The sequence below is a fragment of the Janthinobacterium sp. 61 genome, from assembly GCF_002846335.1.
GTDB lineage: Bacteria > Pseudomonadota > Gammaproteobacteria > Burkholderiales > Burkholderiaceae_D > Janthinobacterium.
In genome coordinates this window covers 2317655-2331654 of the sequence record NZ_PJMQ01000001.1, presented here as the reverse complement: position 1 = coordinate 2331654, position 14000 = coordinate 2317655, and the positions used below count along the sequence as shown (strand labels likewise).

At 62.5% G+C, this 14000-nt stretch carries 15 protein-coding genes; 6 read left to right on the top strand and 9 right to left on the bottom strand.

Features of this window, described 5'->3' with window-relative positions:
* Genes CLU92_RS10615 through CLU92_RS10605 form a run of 3 tightly spaced genes read right to left on the bottom strand, consistent with a single transcriptional unit; the run spans position 1 to position 2377 of the window.
* Complete coding sequence (locus tag CLU92_RS10615) at positions 1-453, bottom strand: hypothetical protein (protein ID WP_101481864.1); 453 nt, start codon at positions 451-453, stop codon at positions 1-3.
* Positions 450-1421, bottom strand: coding sequence for a D-2-hydroxyacid dehydrogenase (locus tag CLU92_RS10610; RefSeq protein WP_101481863.1), 972 nt, complete (start codon positions 1419-1421; stop codon positions 450-452). The genes CLU92_RS10615 and CLU92_RS10610 overlap by 4 nt, the downstream gene beginning before the upstream one ends.
* A complete protein-coding gene (locus tag CLU92_RS10605; RefSeq protein WP_101481862.1) occupies positions 1418-2377 on the bottom strand; it encodes a LysR family transcriptional regulator in 960 nt (319 codons plus the stop codon). Before CLU92_RS10605 ends, CLU92_RS10610 begins: the two co-directional genes overlap by 4 nt.
* 190 nt (positions 2378-2567) lie before the next feature.
* Here CLU92_RS10605 and CLU92_RS27780 point away from each other — a divergent pair, with 190 nt between their 5' ends.
* From CLU92_RS27780 to CLU92_RS10580, 6 genes are all read left to right on the top strand, one after another.
* Positions 2568-2738, top strand: a complete 171-nt coding sequence (locus CLU92_RS27780; protein ID WP_166674734.1) for a hypothetical protein — start codon at positions 2568-2570, stop codon at positions 2736-2738.
* Positions 2735-3595: an alpha/beta hydrolase gene (locus CLU92_RS10600; protein ID WP_101481861.1), complete on the top strand. Its 861-nt coding sequence runs from the start codon at positions 2735-2737 to the stop codon at positions 3593-3595. The genes CLU92_RS27780 and CLU92_RS10600 overlap by 4 nt, the downstream gene beginning before the upstream one ends.
* Before the next feature lie 281 nt (positions 3596-3876).
* Positions 3877-5121, top strand: a complete 1245-nt coding sequence (locus CLU92_RS10595) for an efflux RND transporter periplasmic adaptor subunit (protein ID WP_101481860.1) — start codon at positions 3877-3879, stop codon at positions 5119-5121.
* A 2-nt stretch (positions 5122-5123) separates the two neighbouring features.
* A complete protein-coding gene (locus CLU92_RS10590; protein WP_101481859.1) occupies positions 5124-8324 on the top strand; it encodes an efflux RND transporter permease subunit in 3201 nt (1066 codons plus the stop codon).
* A 44-nt stretch (positions 8325-8368) separates the two neighbouring features.
* Positions 8369-9814, top strand: a complete 1446-nt coding sequence (locus CLU92_RS10585) for an efflux transporter outer membrane subunit (protein WP_101484614.1) — start codon at positions 8369-8371, stop codon at positions 9812-9814.
* Between the two features lie 176 nt (positions 9815-9990).
* Complete coding sequence (locus tag CLU92_RS10580) at positions 9991-10548, top strand: fasciclin domain-containing protein (RefSeq protein ID WP_373917799.1); 558 nt, start codon at positions 9991-9993, stop codon at positions 10546-10548.
* 67 nt (positions 10549-10615) lie between these two features.
* Here the strand turns inward: CLU92_RS10580 and CLU92_RS10575 are convergent, their stop codons facing one another.
* The 6 genes from CLU92_RS10575 to CLU92_RS10550 form a co-directional block, all read right to left on the bottom strand.
* Positions 10616-10879 (bottom strand): hypothetical protein, encoded by a 264-nt coding sequence (locus CLU92_RS10575; RefSeq protein ID WP_101481858.1) that lies wholly within the window; start codon positions 10877-10879, stop codon positions 10616-10618.
* Positions 10880-10922: 43 nt separating this feature from the next.
* Entirely contained in the window at positions 10923-11273 is a 351-nt protein-coding gene (locus CLU92_RS10570; protein WP_101481857.1) for a hypothetical protein, read from the bottom strand.
* Positions 11274-11388: 115 nt separating this feature from the next.
* On the bottom strand, positions 11389-12411 hold the full coding sequence (locus CLU92_RS10565) for a serine hydrolase (protein ID WP_218973457.1): 1023 nt from the start codon (positions 12409-12411) through the stop codon (positions 11389-11391).
* A gap of 212 nt (positions 12412-12623) precedes the next feature.
* Positions 12624-12956, bottom strand: a complete 333-nt coding sequence (locus tag CLU92_RS10560) for a hypothetical protein (RefSeq protein ID WP_101481855.1) — start codon at positions 12954-12956, stop codon at positions 12624-12626.
* Positions 12957-12997: 41 nt separating this feature from the next.
* Positions 12998-13348, bottom strand: coding sequence for a hypothetical protein (locus CLU92_RS10555; RefSeq protein WP_101481854.1), 351 nt, complete (start codon positions 13346-13348; stop codon positions 12998-13000).
* Between the two features lie 222 nt (positions 13349-13570).
* Positions 13571-13882, bottom strand: a complete 312-nt coding sequence (locus CLU92_RS10550; RefSeq protein WP_101481853.1) for a hypothetical protein — start codon at positions 13880-13882, stop codon at positions 13571-13573.
* Between the last annotated feature and the right edge of the window lie 118 nt (positions 13883-14000).

Genomic DNA, 14000 nt, shown 5'->3' with positions numbered 1-14000 from the left:
CTACAGCCCCGCATCCTTCCACGATGCCAGTCCCAACCGCTTCAGCAGCCGGCCCGACAGCCCGCAGCTCCAGCAGCTCATCTGGATTTGCCGCTGCCGCTCCTGGTTCGCATGCCAGGCTTGCTCGGCGTAGTCGAGCAGGGCGTCGCTGAGCGGGGAGGCGTCGGCTGTCGCAGGCAAGCGTGTCATCAGTTCAAACACGCCGTGCGGTGTCTCCTTGATCTGCGGCAAGCCCGCCAGCAGTGCGCGCAGCACGGCGCCGTCGATGGAAGCGCTCGCTTGCGTGTAGCGCTGCTGCCAAGATAGATCGCGCTGCTGCCACAGGGCCAGCAGCGCAGGCACGTCAGCCGTCCGCAGTTGCCCGATCAGCTCGGCCGCTTCGAGAAACAGGTCGAGGCGGTCGTATTCGTCGTCGCTGCACAGCAGTTCATCGAGCTCGTGCAATACGCTCATGCCACGACGTTCGTTGGGGCGCCCCGTTCGAACGCTTCCACGTTGCCGATCAAGATGTCAGCCAGCTTTTGCATGGCTTCCCCGCTGGCCCAGGCCGTGTGCGGTGTGAGGATGAAATTGGGCAGGCGCAAGTTCAACAGCGGGTTGTCGGGCAGCGGCGGCTCCTTCGATAACACGTCGAAACCGGCGCCGGCGATGACGCCGTTCGTCAATGCTGTGGCCAGGGCCGCCTCGTCGACGAGGCCGCCCCGCGCCGTGTTGATCAGGAGCGACGTGGGCTGCATGCGCGCCAGTTCTTGCGCACCGATGATGTTGCGCGTCTTGTCCGTCAGCGGCAGGTGCAGGCTCAGTACGTCGGACGTGGCCAGCAGTTCGTCGAAGCTCACCTGCGTCACGCCGTTGTCCTCGATGGGCGAGCGATTGTGCACCTGCACTTGCATGCCGAAGGCGCGCCCCAGCTGGGCCACGGACTTGCCCAGCGCGCCATAGCCGAGCAAACCCAGGCGGCTGCCGGCCAGGTCGCGGATCGGGTGGCCGAACAGGCAGAAGCGCTCCGATGCCTGCCACAGGCCCGCGTCCACGTCCGCCCGGTAGGCGACCAGCTGGCGGCGCAGGGCCAGCATCAGGGCCAGCGTATGCTCGGGCACGGTGGCGCGCGCATAGTCGCGGATATTCGCCACCACGATGCCCCGCTCGCGGCAGGCGGCCAGGTCGAGGATATCCGTGCCGGTGGCGGCTACGGCGATCATCTTCAGGTCCGGCAGCTGGTCCAGCTCAGCTGCGCGCAGCGGCACCTTGTTCGTGATGGCGATGCTGGCGCCTTGCAGACGGGAAACCGTCTGTTCGCTGCCCTTGGTGTGCGGATACTCTTCCCAGCTGTGGTCGAAGGCGGGCGGACGCACTTTGGCGATCAGGCTGTCGCGGTCGAGAAAGACGATGCGGTGGGGCGTTGTGCTTGCTGCGGTCATGGCTGGGCCTCGGTCTGGGCGGCACGCGCGGGAAGATTGCTCTTGCCCTTCAGTTGCGTGGCCGGGTGGTTGGTAAACATGTCGGCGACCCACTCGACAAACACGCGCACCTTGGCGGACAGATGGCGGTTGGGCGGATAGATCACGTGGATGGGCAGCGGGTCGGATTCCCATTCATCGAGCAATTCCACCATTTTGCCCTGTTCTATCAGCGGCGCAAGCATGAAATGCGTCATTTGCACGATGCCCAGGCCTGCCAGGCCGGCCGCCGCGTAGGCGTTCGAGTCGTTCAGTGCGATATGGCTGGGCATGGACATCTGGATGCGTTCGCCGGCCCGGGTGAAATCCCAGTCGAACGTCTTGCCTGTCTTGGCGGAGAAAAAATTCACGCCCCGGTGCTGCGCCAGGTCGTTCGGGTGCAGGGGCGTGCCATACCGTGCCAGGTAGCCGGGCGCCGCGCAGGTGATGAAATGCAGCACGCCGACCCGGCGCGCGATGAGGTTCAGGTCGCCCAGCTCGCCGCCGCGCACGGCGCAGTCGACGCCTTCCTCGATCAGGTCGACGGGGCGGTCGCTGCAGCCGAGCTCCAGCGAGATGTCGGGGTAGCGGGCGAAAAAGTCGGGCAGGGCGGGGATGATCAGTTCGCTAGCCAGAGCCGTGGGCGCATCCACGCGCAGCCGTCCGCTGGGGCTCAATCGCGTGCGCGACAGCGATTCCTCGGCCTCGCGCACGTCCGACAGGATGCGCACGCAGCGTTCGTAATAGGCGGCGCCGTCGGAGGTGATGCTGACATGGCGCGTGGTGCGGTTGAGCAGCTTGACCGACAGGCTCGCTTCCAGCGACTGGATCAGCGTCGATACGGTGGCTTTCGGCAGCTGCATGTTTTCCGCCGCGCGCGTAAAGCCGCCCGCATCGACGACTTGGATGAAAACTTCCATGGCTTGCAGCTTGTTCACTTGATTCCTTATCATGTTATGCGCGATTGTTCGTAATCCTGAACAATCAATTCGTCATTGCACTCTTTATTAGATTGTAGATCAAGTCTATAGTTGTTGTACTGCAGCATAAATGTGATGCCGCAGGAAGTACAACAGGAGAAAAATCATGGGTCATCGGAATGGAATCTTTGCAGTGCTTGCTCTCGCCATGAGCTCGCTCGCTCTGGCCGCGATGGTATCGACGGATGCATATTCGTTGGCGGCGCAAAGCGAAGCCAGTGCGTATAGCGCCCTGACCCATGAGGTGGGCGGCGTCGCCCTGTTGTGCCTGAACGACGCGGTACGCGATGTTGCGGTGCAGCCGGTGGTAGCGCAATGAGCGTTGCCGAGACCTCGGCCGAACTGGCACCTGGCCAGGCGCTGAAGATACGCGACATCCAGGTGCAGGGCGCGCAAGATGCGCTCGCCGCGCGCGTCTACACGGCCGGCGTGCCGGGCGCCAAGCAGTCCAGCCTGATCGTCTTCTTCCATGGCGGCGGTTTTGTCGACGGCGACCTGGAAGACGCGGACGATTTCCTGCGCTGCCTCGTACTGAGCAATCCCGACCACGTGGTGCTGGCCGCGAACTACACGCTGGCGAAGGTGCGGCCATTCCCCGCCGCCGTGGAAGACGCGCATGCCGTGCTGTTGTGGGCAAAAAAGAACAAGTCCAAGCTGGGCTGGACGGGCAAGCAGATGGTGGTGTCGGGCATCGAAGCGGGCGCCAACCTGGCTGCCGTATGCGCCATGATGTCGCGCGACCGGGGCGGACCGCCCCTCGCGGGCCAGGTGCTGATCATGCCCATGCTCGACCCCGGCCTGTCGACCTGCTCGATGCGCCACTTGCCGACCTGTCCGGACCTGGCGGAAGTGGCCGATCAATGCGCCGCCGCCTACCGTGGCTACCTGCCGAATGCCGCTGACCGTACCCATCCGTACGCGTCGCCATTGCAGTCGAGTCGCCTGAAGAACCTGCCGCCAGCCTTGATATTGTCCAGCGAAGATGACCCATTGCGCGACGAGGCTGAACAATACGGCAGCAAATTGATCGCCTGCGGCATCAAGACCACCGTACGGCGCATGGCCGCCGCGCCGCTGCAGGATGCAGGTGCCCGCAATGAGTGCGCCTGCAAGGTGCAGGTATTGGGTGAAATCGCCAGCTTTGTCGCTGGACTGGGGCAGGAGCCCGAGTCATGACGCCGCCATCTGCGGCAACGCAAAAAAACTTACACTAACTAGTTTACTTTTTGAGTTTCGGTTGCTACACTACGCAGTGTAGTTCCCATCTTGTCTGCGTTGTGCGCTCGCACAGCCAGCTTCGTCGTCCCCGTCCGCTTTTACGCAGCTGGCGGCCTGTTTACCTTTGATCGAGCGCCGTCGGGCGCCATGGCACCACCATACGCTGTAGTTTCCACTTTTAGCTGGGTTGCTTTCTGTCGCCCATACCATTAGAAATTTTCATAAAACAGGGAAATAAAATGAAAAACGTTCAACAATTTTCCACTCTGCTGAAGCCCCTGGCTGCCTCGCTCGCGCTGGCAGGACTGGTGGCCGTGAGCCTGGCCGGTTGCGATACGGCCAATAGCAAGGTGCCCGACGCGCCAGCGGCCGGCGGCCCGCCCATCTCGGCCGCCGCCGTCATCGAAAAACAGATCACGGAAACACAGGAATTCTCGGGCCGCCTGGAAGCGATCGAGCGCGTGGAAATCCGCTCGCGCGTCGGCGGCTTCATCACCGCCGTCAACTTCAAGCCGGGCAGCGAAGTGAAAAAGGGCGATGTGCTGTTCGTCATCGATCCACGCCCCTTCCAGGCCGAAGTGTCGCGCGCCGAAGGTACGGCCGCCTCGGCCCGTGCCAAGGCGGAACTGGCCAAGCTGGAACTGTCGCGTGCTGAAAAGCTGCTGGCTGAAAAAGCCATCGCCCAGCGCGAATTCGATGAAAAGGCCTCGGGTCTGAAAGAGCTGGACGCGAACGCCCGCTCGGCGCAAGCCGCGTATGAAGCGGCCAAACTGAACCTGTCTTACACGCAGGTGCAGGCGCCGATCAGCGGCCGTGCCAGCAAGGCGGAAATCACGGTCGGCAACCTGATCGACGCTTCCGCCATTTTGACCTCCGTGGTATCGACGGACCGCATCTACGCCAGCTTCGACGGCGATGAAGATACGTATTTGCGCGTGGCCGGCACGGCGCAAAAGGGCACGCCCGTCACCGTCAAGGTGGGCCTGGCCAATGAAACGGGCTTCCCGCATGAAGGCAAGCTGGAATTCGTCGACAACCAGCTCGACCCGGCCACAGGCAGCGTGCGCATGCGCGCCACCTTTGCCAACGCCGAGCGCCAGCTGGTGCCCGGCCTGTTCGCGCGCATCCAGCTCGATGGCGGCAATGGCCCGCATGCGCAAAGTACGGCCTTGTTGATCAGCGACCGTGCCGTCGGCACGGACCAGAGCCGCAAATACGTCTACGTGGTAGGCGCAGACAACAAGGCTGAATACCGCGCCGTCAAGCTGGGCCCGAACTCGGACGGCTTGCGCGTCGTGCGCGAAGGCTTGAAAGCGGGCGAAAAGATCGTCGTCAACGGCTTGCAGCGCGTACGCCCCGGCGCGCCCGTGACGCCGCAGATGGTGGCCATGGATTTTGACCCGACCGCACCAGTCGTCCCTGCGAAACCTGAAGTAAAAGACGCCAAGATCGCCGCGAAAGCAGCATCGACTTCCAAGGAATAAACATGAATTTTTCCCGCTTTTTCATCGACAAGCCGATTTTCGCGGCGGTGCTGTCGATTGTCATATTCGTGGCCGGGCTGCTGTCGATATTCGGCCTGCCCATCTCCGAATATCCCGACGTCGTGCCGCCATCGGTGGTGGTGCGCGCGCAGTACCCGGGCGCCAACCCGAAAGTGATCGCCGAAACCGTGGCCGCGCCGCTCGAAGAGCAGATCAACGGCGTCGAGAACATGCTCTATATGTCCTCGCAAAACACGTCCGATGGTTCGATGATGCTGACCGTGACCTTCAAGATCGGTACCAACGTCGAGCAGGCCGAGACGCAGGTGCAGAACCGCGTGCAGCGCGCCTTGCCGCGCCTGCCCGAGGAAGTGCGCCAGATCGGCGTGACGACCGTCAAGTCCTCGCCCAACCTGACCATGGTGGTGCATCTGGTCTCGCCGAACAAGCGCTATGACGACATGTATCTGCGTAACTATGCGGTGCTGAACGTCAAGGACCAGCTGGCCCGTCTGCCCGGCATGGGCGACATCCAGATCTTCGGCGCGGGCGATTACGCCATGCGTATCTGGCTCGACCCGCAAAAGGTAGCGGCGCGCGGCATGACGGCCAATGACGTCGTCGACGCCATCCGCGAGCAGAACGTGCAGGTGGCCGCCGGCGTGATCGGCGCTTCGCCAGCGAAGAACTCGGACTTCCAGCTGACCGTCAATACCCAGGGCCGTCTGCAGACGCCCGAGGAATTTGGCGCCATCATCGTGCGCACCAATGCCGACGGCGCCGTGACGCACCTGAAGGACGTGGCGCGCGTGGAAATGGGCGCCAACAGCTACTCGCTGCGTTCGCTGCTGAACAATAATCCTGCCGTCGGCATGGGTATTTTCGAGGCGCCGAATGCCAATGCGCTGCAACTGTCTTCCGACGTGCGCGCCAAGATGGACGAGCTGAAAAAAGACTTCCCGCAGGGTGTGGAATACCGTATCGAGTACGACCCCACGCAGTTCGTGCGCTCGTCCATCGAAGCCGTGATCCATACCCTGCTCGAGGCGATCGCCCTGGTGGTGCTGGTGGTGATCATCTTCCTGCAAACCTGGCGCGCGTCCATCATTCCGCTGCTGGCTGTTCCTGTCTCCATCGTTGGTACCTTTGCCGTGATGCTGGGCTTTGGCTTCTCGATCAACACGCTGTCGCTGTTTGGCCTCGTGCTGGCCATCGGTATCGTCGTCGATGACGCCATCGTGGTGGTGGAAAACGTCGAGCGCAACATTGAGGAAGGCTTGTCGCCGCGCGACGCCACCATCCAGGCCATGAAAGAGGTCAGTGGTCCCATCGTCGCCATCGCCCTGGTGCTGTGCGCCGTGTTCGTGCCGATCGCCTTCGTGCCTGGTTTGTCGGGCGAGTTCTATCGCCAGTTCGCGCTGACCATCGCCATTTCGACCGTGATCTCCGCTTTCAGCTCGCTGACCCTGGCGCCCGCCCTGTCGGCCGCGCTGCTGAAACCGCACGATGCGCCGAAAGACGCATTGACGCGCGGCATGGACATGGTCTTCGGCCGCTTCTTCGCCTGGTTCAACCGCTTCTTCGGCCGCGCTTCGCACCGCTATGAAGCGGGCGTGAAGGGCGTCCTGGGCCGCAAGAGCGCCTCGCTGGGCGTGTATGCACTGCTGGTCGTCGCCGCCATTTTCACCTTCAAGTCCGTGCCGGCCGGCTTCGTGCCAGCGCAGGACAAGCAATACCTGGTGGGTTTTGCGCAATTGCCTGACGCCGCTTCGCTGGACCGCACGGAAGATGTCGTGCGCCGTATGTCCGACGTCATCAAGTCGGTGCCTGGCGTCGAGTCGACCATCGCCTTCCCCGGCCTGTCGATCAACGACTTTACCAATGCGCCGAACGCCGGCATCGTCTTCGCCACGCTGAAGCCGTTCGACGAGCGTACCACCAAGGAATTGTCGGGCGGTGCCATCGCGGCCGAGATCAACAAACGCCTGGGCGGCATCCAGGACGCCTTCATCATGGTCTTCCCGCCACCGCCGGTCAACGGCCTGGGCACCATCGGCGGCTTCAAGATGATGATCGAAGATCGCGGCAACCTCGGTTACGACGCGCTGTACAACGCCACCCAGGCGCTGGCCGCGAAAGCGTACCAGACGCCGGAACTGGCGGGCGTGTTCTCGGGCTACCAGATCAACGTGCCGCAGCTGTTCGCCGACGTTGACCGCGTGAAGGCCAAGCAGATGGGCGTGCAGCTGCAAACGATTTACCAGACCTTGCAGATCAACCTCGGTTCGCTGTACGTGAATGACTTCAACCAGTTTGGCCGCACTTACCAGGTGCGCGTGCAAGCCGATGCCGAGTTCCGCTCGCATGCGCAGGATATCGCGCAGCTGAAAGTCCGCAATAACAAGGGCGAAATGATCCCGTTGTCGTCGTTGATGCGCGTCAAGGACAGCTATGGTCCGGACCGCGTGCAGCGCTACAACGCCTACGCCGCAGCCGATTTCAACGGCGGCGCAGCCCCTGGCGTATCGAGCGGCCAGGCGCAAGTCGCGCTGGAACGCATCGCCAAGGAAGTGCTGCCGCAGGGGATTTCGTATGAATGGACGGAGCTGACCTATCAGGACATCTTGTCCGGCAATACGATGATCTATGTGTTCCCGCTGTGCGTGCTGCTGGTGTTCCTGGTGCTCGCTGCCCAGTACGAAAGCTGGACCCTGCCGCTGGCCGTGATCCTGATCGTGCCGATGTCGATCCTGTGCGCCTTGCTGGGCGTCAAATTGACCGGTGGCGACAACAATGTGTTCACCCAGATCGCGCTGTTCGTGCTGGTGGGACTGGCGTCGAAGAATGCGATTCTGATCGTGGAATTTGCCCGCGAACTGGAAGAACATGGCCGCACCGTCGTGCAAGCGGCGCTGGAAGCGTGCCGTTTGCGTCTGCGTCCGATTTTGATGACGTCGATCGCCTTCATCATGGGCGTGGTGCCCCTCGTGTTCTCGCACGGTGCCGGTTCGGAAATGCGCCATGCCATGGGCGTGGCGGTGTTCGCCGGCATGCTGGGCGTGACCTTCTTCGGCCTGTTCCTGACGCCCGTGTTCTATGTACTGCTGCGCACCCTGGCGCAGCGTTTTGAGAAAAAACCAGCCGCCGCTGCCGCCAAGCCTGTCGCCGCGCCAGCGCTGGACCTGGAAGGAGATATATATTGAAAACCAAGGAAATCGTCGGGCGCGTCAAGCCCGTGCTGACCGCCATGGCCGCCGCCGTGCTGCTGGCCGCCTGCGCGGCGCCGGAGTTCAAGCAGCCGCAGATCGAGACGCCGACGGCGTTCAAGGAAGCGCAAACCTTGCCGGCCGTGCAGACAGCAGCCGATGGCACGCGCTGGAAGCAGGGCGTGCCTGCCGAGCGCCAGGCGCGCGGCGAATGGTGGCTGGCCTTCAATGATCCGGCGTTGACCAGCCTGATCAACGAAGCCACGCAAGCCAACGCCAATCTGGCGGTGGCCGCGGCCCGCGTCAAGCAGGCGAGGGCCATTGCCGGCATCGCAGAAGCGGACCGCATTCCGCAAGTGGGCGTCAACGTGGGCGGCCAGCGCAACCGCGCTTCGGCCGTGTCGCTCGGCTTGCCGAACGGCGCACCGGTGGCGGCGACCAACGTCTACCAGGCCAACCTGACGGCCAGCTACGAAGTCGATTTGTTCGGCAGGGTGGCATCGAATGTCAGCGCCTCGCGCAGCGATGCGTTGGCCGTGGAAGCGACCTACCGTTCGGTGCTGCTGTCCTTGCAGGCGGACGTGGCGCAAACCTACTTCCAGCTGCGCGCCACGGATGCCGAACTGGCGACCCTGGAACAGACGGTGCGCCTGCGCGAGGAAAGCGTGCATGTGAACCAGCGCCGCTATGACCTGGGCGACATCGGCGAATTCGACCTGTCCCGTGCCCGCACGGAGCTGTCGACGACGCGCGCCGAAGCCATCGGTCTGCAGCGCCAGCGCGCCACCAGCGAACATGCGCTGGCCGTCCTGCTGGGCAAGCCGGCCGCCAGCTTCACGGCGACCGTCAACCCGCTGCAGGACAGCGGCTTCCTGCCCGTGATCCCGGCCGGCATGCCATCGTCCCTGCTGGAGCGCCGTCCCGACATCGCGTCGGCGCAGCGCACCATGGAAGCGTCGAATGCGCGCATCGGCGTGGCGAAGTCTGCCATGTTCCCGGCCCTGACCCTGAACGCCTCCGGCGGCGGTGCGTCCGACACCTTCTCGGACATCTTCAAGTGGAGCAGCCGCTCCTGGCTGCTGGGCGCCCTGATGTCGATCCCCATCATCGACGGCGGACGTAATAAAGCTGCCGTGAGCCGCAGCGAAGCGCAGCTGGAAGAGTCGGTGGCGACGTATCGCCAGAGCGTGCTGGTGGCCTTCGCCGAGGTGGAAGACAACCTGGCCGGCCTGCGCATCCTGTCGGGCCAGACGCAGCAGATCGACGAAGCCGTCGTCTCGGCGCGCCGTTCGGCCGACCTGGCGCAAAAGCTGTACGACGCGGGTCGTTCCAGCTACCTCGATCTGCTCGACGCACAGCGCAACCTGGCGACCATCGAGCGCAACGCCGTCCAATTGCGCGGAAACCGCGCCGTCACCACGGTGGCGCTGATCCGCGCCCTGGGCGGCGGCTGGGGCGAGGCGGAGCCGCAGGTCGCGGCCAACTAGTTTCCCGGCACCGCGGGCTGGAGTGTCCTGCCCGCGGCAAGGGATGCATATCGGGAACGGCGTCGTGCGTTTGCACGGCGCCGTTTTTTTGTTTGCAGTCAGTTGAATCCGTTTGCGCAAAGGGCGCGTAAATACTCCTGCAATCACGCAAACGCAGTCATCCAGGAGATATCACCATGCGCACCTTCGTTCCCGCAGCACTGTTCATCACTTCCATGCTGGCCGCCAGCGCCCCCTTTGCCGCCGACATGACGACCATGGTGGGTGGTCAGAGCATGTATCCGTCCAAGGACATCGTCGATAACGCTGTCAATTCGGCTGACCACACGACCCTGGTGGCTGCCGTCAAGGCTGCCGGCCTGGTCGATACCTTGAAAGGCAAGGGGCCATTTACCGTGTTCGCGCCGACGAATGCGGCCTTCGGCAAGCTGCCCGCCGGCACTGTCGAGACCCTGGTCAAACCCGAAAACAAGGCGACGCTGAGCAAAATCCTCACCTACCACGTGGTGCCCGGCAAATATGACTTCAAGGCGCTGGCCAAGGAAATCAAGATGCACGACGGCAAAGCGATCCTGCCCACGGCCAGCGGGGGCAAGCTGATGTTCGCCATGAACGGCATGCACAACATCGTCGTAATGGATGAGGGCGGCAATAGCGCCAACATCAGTACCTACGATGTGTATCAATCGAATGGCGTGATCAATGTCATCGACACGGTGCTGATGCCGAAATAAACAGACGAAAAATCGGACGAAAAAAAAGACAGGGAAAACCCTGTCTTTTTGCTTGGTGCCGCTGCGATTACTTGGCTGGCGCTGCTGCCGGTGCGGAAGCTGCCGCTGCGGCCGGAGCTGCTGGCGTTGCCGCTGCGGCTTTTTTCGCCTTGTGATGCTTGGCTTTCTTGTGCGCCGCTGGCTTGACTGCGGCTGCCGGCGCTTCTGCCTTGGCGACAGGGGCGACGACAGGAACCGGTGCCACGGGAGCGACTGGCGCGACGGCTGGCGTCTGGGCGAAAGCGGCGGTGGCGAACAGGCTGGCGATCAGGGTGGCGATAACTTTTTTCATGATGAGATCCTTGGTATGGTGTGGTCAGTATAGTGTGTCGGAATTACTTGGCTGGTGCCGGTGCTGGTGCAGCGGCGGTGGCCGATGCCAGCTTTTCGTCAGCTTTGGCCTTGGTTTTCTTGGCGGTGTGGTGCGCCTTGGCTTTGGTAGCGGCAGCGTCGGTTTTCGCGCTGGCTACTTCCGTTTTCGCGGCAACGACTGCTTTCGCTTCTTTCGCATCGGCTTTGACGACCGTTTTGGCTTCTTTGGCGTCCGCTTTCACGACGGCCTTGGTGTGTGCCGCTTCCACTTTCGCGGGAACCGAGGCTGCCGGGGTGGCAGGAGCTGCAGGCGTTTGAGCAAAGGCAGCAGTAGCGAACAGGCCGGCGATCAGGGTGGCGATTACGTTTTTCATGGTGCAGTCCTCAGTGGTGGTTTGTCTGGTGTGTCTGTTGGTGCCGGGATGATTCCCGTGTCACTGAGCATAAAACGCGCCCCCGAACGCTTGCGTTGACGGTCATTACAAACGCTTACATCTGCGTTGCATCCGCCTTCAGGATGGCCTTCAGGATGTCTTCCGAACGGCGCTGTCCATAGCCCTTTCCATACGCGCTCGATGCGATGCTCACCACCATGCGGCGCGCGGGGATCACATAGATCTTGTTGCCGCCATTGCCCGAGGCGAAATGCACGGCGATCTTCTTGTCCCCTATGTCCTGCGTTTTCGCGTACCAGAAATAGCCGTAGCTGTCGGCGTAGCGGTCCACGGCGCCGATGGCTGCACGCGGCGCCAGCGCGGCTTGCAGCCAGGCGGCGTCGATGACCGGTCGGCCATCGACCGTGCCCTTGTCCAGCACCATCTGGCCAATCTTCGCCGTGTCGCGTGCGCGCAGCGACAGATTGCCCTGTCCTTTCGGGTGGTTGGCGACGTCGCGGCCCCAGCTCCAGCGGGTGATGCCCAGCGGCGCGAACAGGACCTTGGCGGCATAGTCTTCCAGGTCGGCGCCGCTGGCGCTTTCCACCACGCGCCCGGCGATATACGAACCCAGCGAGTTGTAGCGGTAGATGCTGCCCGGTGCAGCGGCGGCCGGCACGCCGCGCACAAAGGCGTCGGGGTCGGACGCCTCGTCGAGCTTGTCTTCATTGCCCGGCGAGTGTTCGTCTTCGTCAAAGGCGGCCAGGCCCGAACGCATGGTGAGCAAGTCGTCGAGGATGATTTTGCCTGCTGGGCTGCCTGCCACTCCCGGCCAGTAGTCGCCCGCCGTTTTTGTTGTCGCCAGCTGGCCACGCTCCACGGCCGCGCCCACCAGCAGCGCGGTGATGCTTTTGCCGGCCGAGCGGATGTCGTGCAGGGTGTCGGCCGTCTCGCCGTTGTAATAGCGCTCGGCCACGATGGCGCCGTCGCGCAGCACGACGACGGCGCGCAGGTCGCCATGGATGTCGCCGTCCTGGGCTTGCAGGACTTGCGCGATGGTGGCGGAGGCGCTGTCCTGCGCCAGGGCGGCGCAGGACATGAGGAGAGTAGCGAGGAATGACAGGGGCAGGCGGCGCATGGACAGCTTTCGTGGCGATGGACGGAGTGCCAGTGTCGCTCATGTGCAGCGCTTTGTCGCGCGCAAGCTGACCTGTTCGATGAAGTTCGCATGAAGGCGCGGCGGAGACTGCGCCATGCAAAAGGGACAGCCGAAGCTGTCCCTGGTATTGCAGGCGAAGTGGCCACGCTAGCGCAGACCCGGCGGACGCGCTCCCGTGGCTGTGTTCGCGTTTACTTCGCTGGTGCTGGCGTTGCCGGAACGGTTTCTGCCGCTTTCGCTGCATCCGCTTTCACCTTGGCTTTGCTTGCCTTGTGATGGGCCTTGGCCTTGGTGGCTTTGGCATCGGCCTTGGCGCTGGCGACATCGGCTTTTGCATCGGCGGCGACGACCGCTTCCTTGGCATCTGCTTTCACGACAGCCTTGGTTTCCTTGGCTTCTGCCTTGGCCACGGCTTTCGTGTGGGCCGCTTCCGCCTTGGCGGGCGCTGCCGGGGCGGCAGGGGTTTGGGCGAAGGCTGCGGTAGCGAACAGGCTGGCGACGAGGGTGGCGATAACTTTTTTCATTTTGTTTTCCTGGCGAGTGGTGAGCGATGGTGTGTCGATGATTACTTGGCTGCTGCTGGTGCTGCTTCAGCGGTGGCCGAAGCCATTTTTGCGTCGGCCTTGGCCTTGGTGTGCTTGGCCTTGTGATGTGCCTTTGCTTTGGTGGCAGTTGCTTCGGTCTTGGCGCTTGCCACTTCCGTTTTAGCGGCGACGACGGCTTTCGCTTCTTTGGCATCCGCTTTCACAACGGCTTGCGCTTCCTTGGCGTCGGCTTTCACGACAGCCTTGGTATGGGCCGCTTCCACTTTGGCGGGAACCGAGGCTGCTGGCGCTGCGGGTGTTTGAGCAAAGGCAGCGGTAGCGAACAGGCCGGCGATCAGGGTAGCGCTCAGGTTGAAAATGCGTTTTTTCATGGTGCAGTCCTCAGTGGTGGTTTGTCTGGTATGTCTGTTGGTGCCGGGATGATTCCCGTGTCACTGAGCATAAAACGCGCCCCGCAAGCTTGCCGTTGACCTTGTTTACACTTTCTTACAATCAGCTGTTTTATTGGCTGTTGCTGAATGATGGCGGCATGAAAACGAAAAAAGACAGCCGAAGCTGTCTTTTTATGTGGCGCGGAAAACGCGCGGAACTGATTACTTGGCTGCTGCTGCGGTTGCCTCAGTTTTGGCTTCGTCAGCCTTGGCCTTGGCTTTTTTCGCTTTTTTATGGGCTTTGGCCTTGGTGGCGCTGGCATCGGCCTTGGCGCTGGCGACATCGGCTTTTGCATCAGCTGCGACGGCGGCTTCCTTGGCATCGGCTTTCACGACAGCCTTGGTTTCTTTCGCTTCTGCTTTAGCCACTTCCTTGGTGTGCTTGGCTTCGGCCTTGGCAGGCACTGCTGGCGTTTGAGCGAAGGCTGCGGTAGCGAACAAGCCGGCGATCAGAGTAGCGATTACTTTTTTCATGGTGCAGTTCCTCGAGAAGTGGGTTGTCGTTCAGGAGATGCATTTCCCCTGTCACTGAGCCAAAAACGCGCCGTGCGGCAATTGCGTTGACACGCCATTACAAATACTTACACTTGCC

Excerpts from the sequence above, each read along its gene's own strand:
- CLU92_RS10615 (WP_101481864.1), bottom strand. The coding sequence starts at position 453 with ATGAGCGTATTGCACGAGCTCGATGAACTGCTGTGCAGCGACGACGAA.
- CLU92_RS10610 (WP_101481863.1), bottom strand. The coding sequence starts at position 1,421 with ATGACCGCAGCAAGCACAACGCCCCACCGCATCGTCTTTCTCGACCGC.
- CLU92_RS27780 (WP_166674734.1), top strand. The coding sequence starts at position 2,568 with ATGAGCTCGCTCGCTCTGGCCGCGATGGTATCGACGGATGCATATTCG.
- CLU92_RS10600 (WP_101481861.1), top strand. The coding sequence starts at position 2,735 with ATGAGCGTTGCCGAGACCTCGGCCGAACTGGCACCTGGCCAGGCGCTG.
- CLU92_RS10595 (WP_101481860.1), top strand. The coding sequence starts at position 3,877 with ATGAAAAACGTTCAACAATTTTCCACTCTGCTGAAGCCCCTGGCTGCC.
- CLU92_RS10590 (WP_101481859.1), top strand. The coding sequence starts at position 5,124 with ATGAATTTTTCCCGCTTTTTCATCGACAAGCCGATTTTCGCGGCGGTG.
- CLU92_RS10585 (WP_101484614.1), top strand. The coding sequence starts at position 8,369 with ATGGCCGCCGCCGTGCTGCTGGCCGCCTGCGCGGCGCCGGAGTTCAAG.
- CLU92_RS10580 (WP_373917799.1), top strand. The coding sequence starts at position 9,991 with ATGCGCACCTTCGTTCCCGCAGCACTGTTCATCACTTCCATGCTGGCC.
- CLU92_RS10575 (WP_101481858.1), bottom strand. The coding sequence starts at position 10,879 with ATGAAAAAAGTTATCGCCACCCTGATCGCCAGCCTGTTCGCCACCGCC.
- CLU92_RS10570 (WP_101481857.1), bottom strand. The coding sequence starts at position 11,273 with ATGAAAAACGTAATCGCCACCCTGATCGCCGGCCTGTTCGCTACTGCT.
- CLU92_RS10565 (WP_218973457.1), bottom strand. The coding sequence starts at position 12,411 with ATGCGCCGCCTGCCCCTGTCATTCCTCGCTACTCTCCTCATGTCCTGC.
- CLU92_RS10560 (WP_101481855.1), bottom strand. The coding sequence starts at position 12,956 with ATGAAAAAAGTTATCGCCACCCTCGTCGCCAGCCTGTTCGCTACCGCA.
- CLU92_RS10555 (WP_101481854.1), bottom strand. The coding sequence starts at position 13,348 with ATGAAAAAACGCATTTTCAACCTGAGCGCTACCCTGATCGCCGGCCTG.
- CLU92_RS10550 (WP_101481853.1), bottom strand. The coding sequence starts at position 13,882 with ATGAAAAAAGTAATCGCTACTCTGATCGCCGGCTTGTTCGCTACCGCA.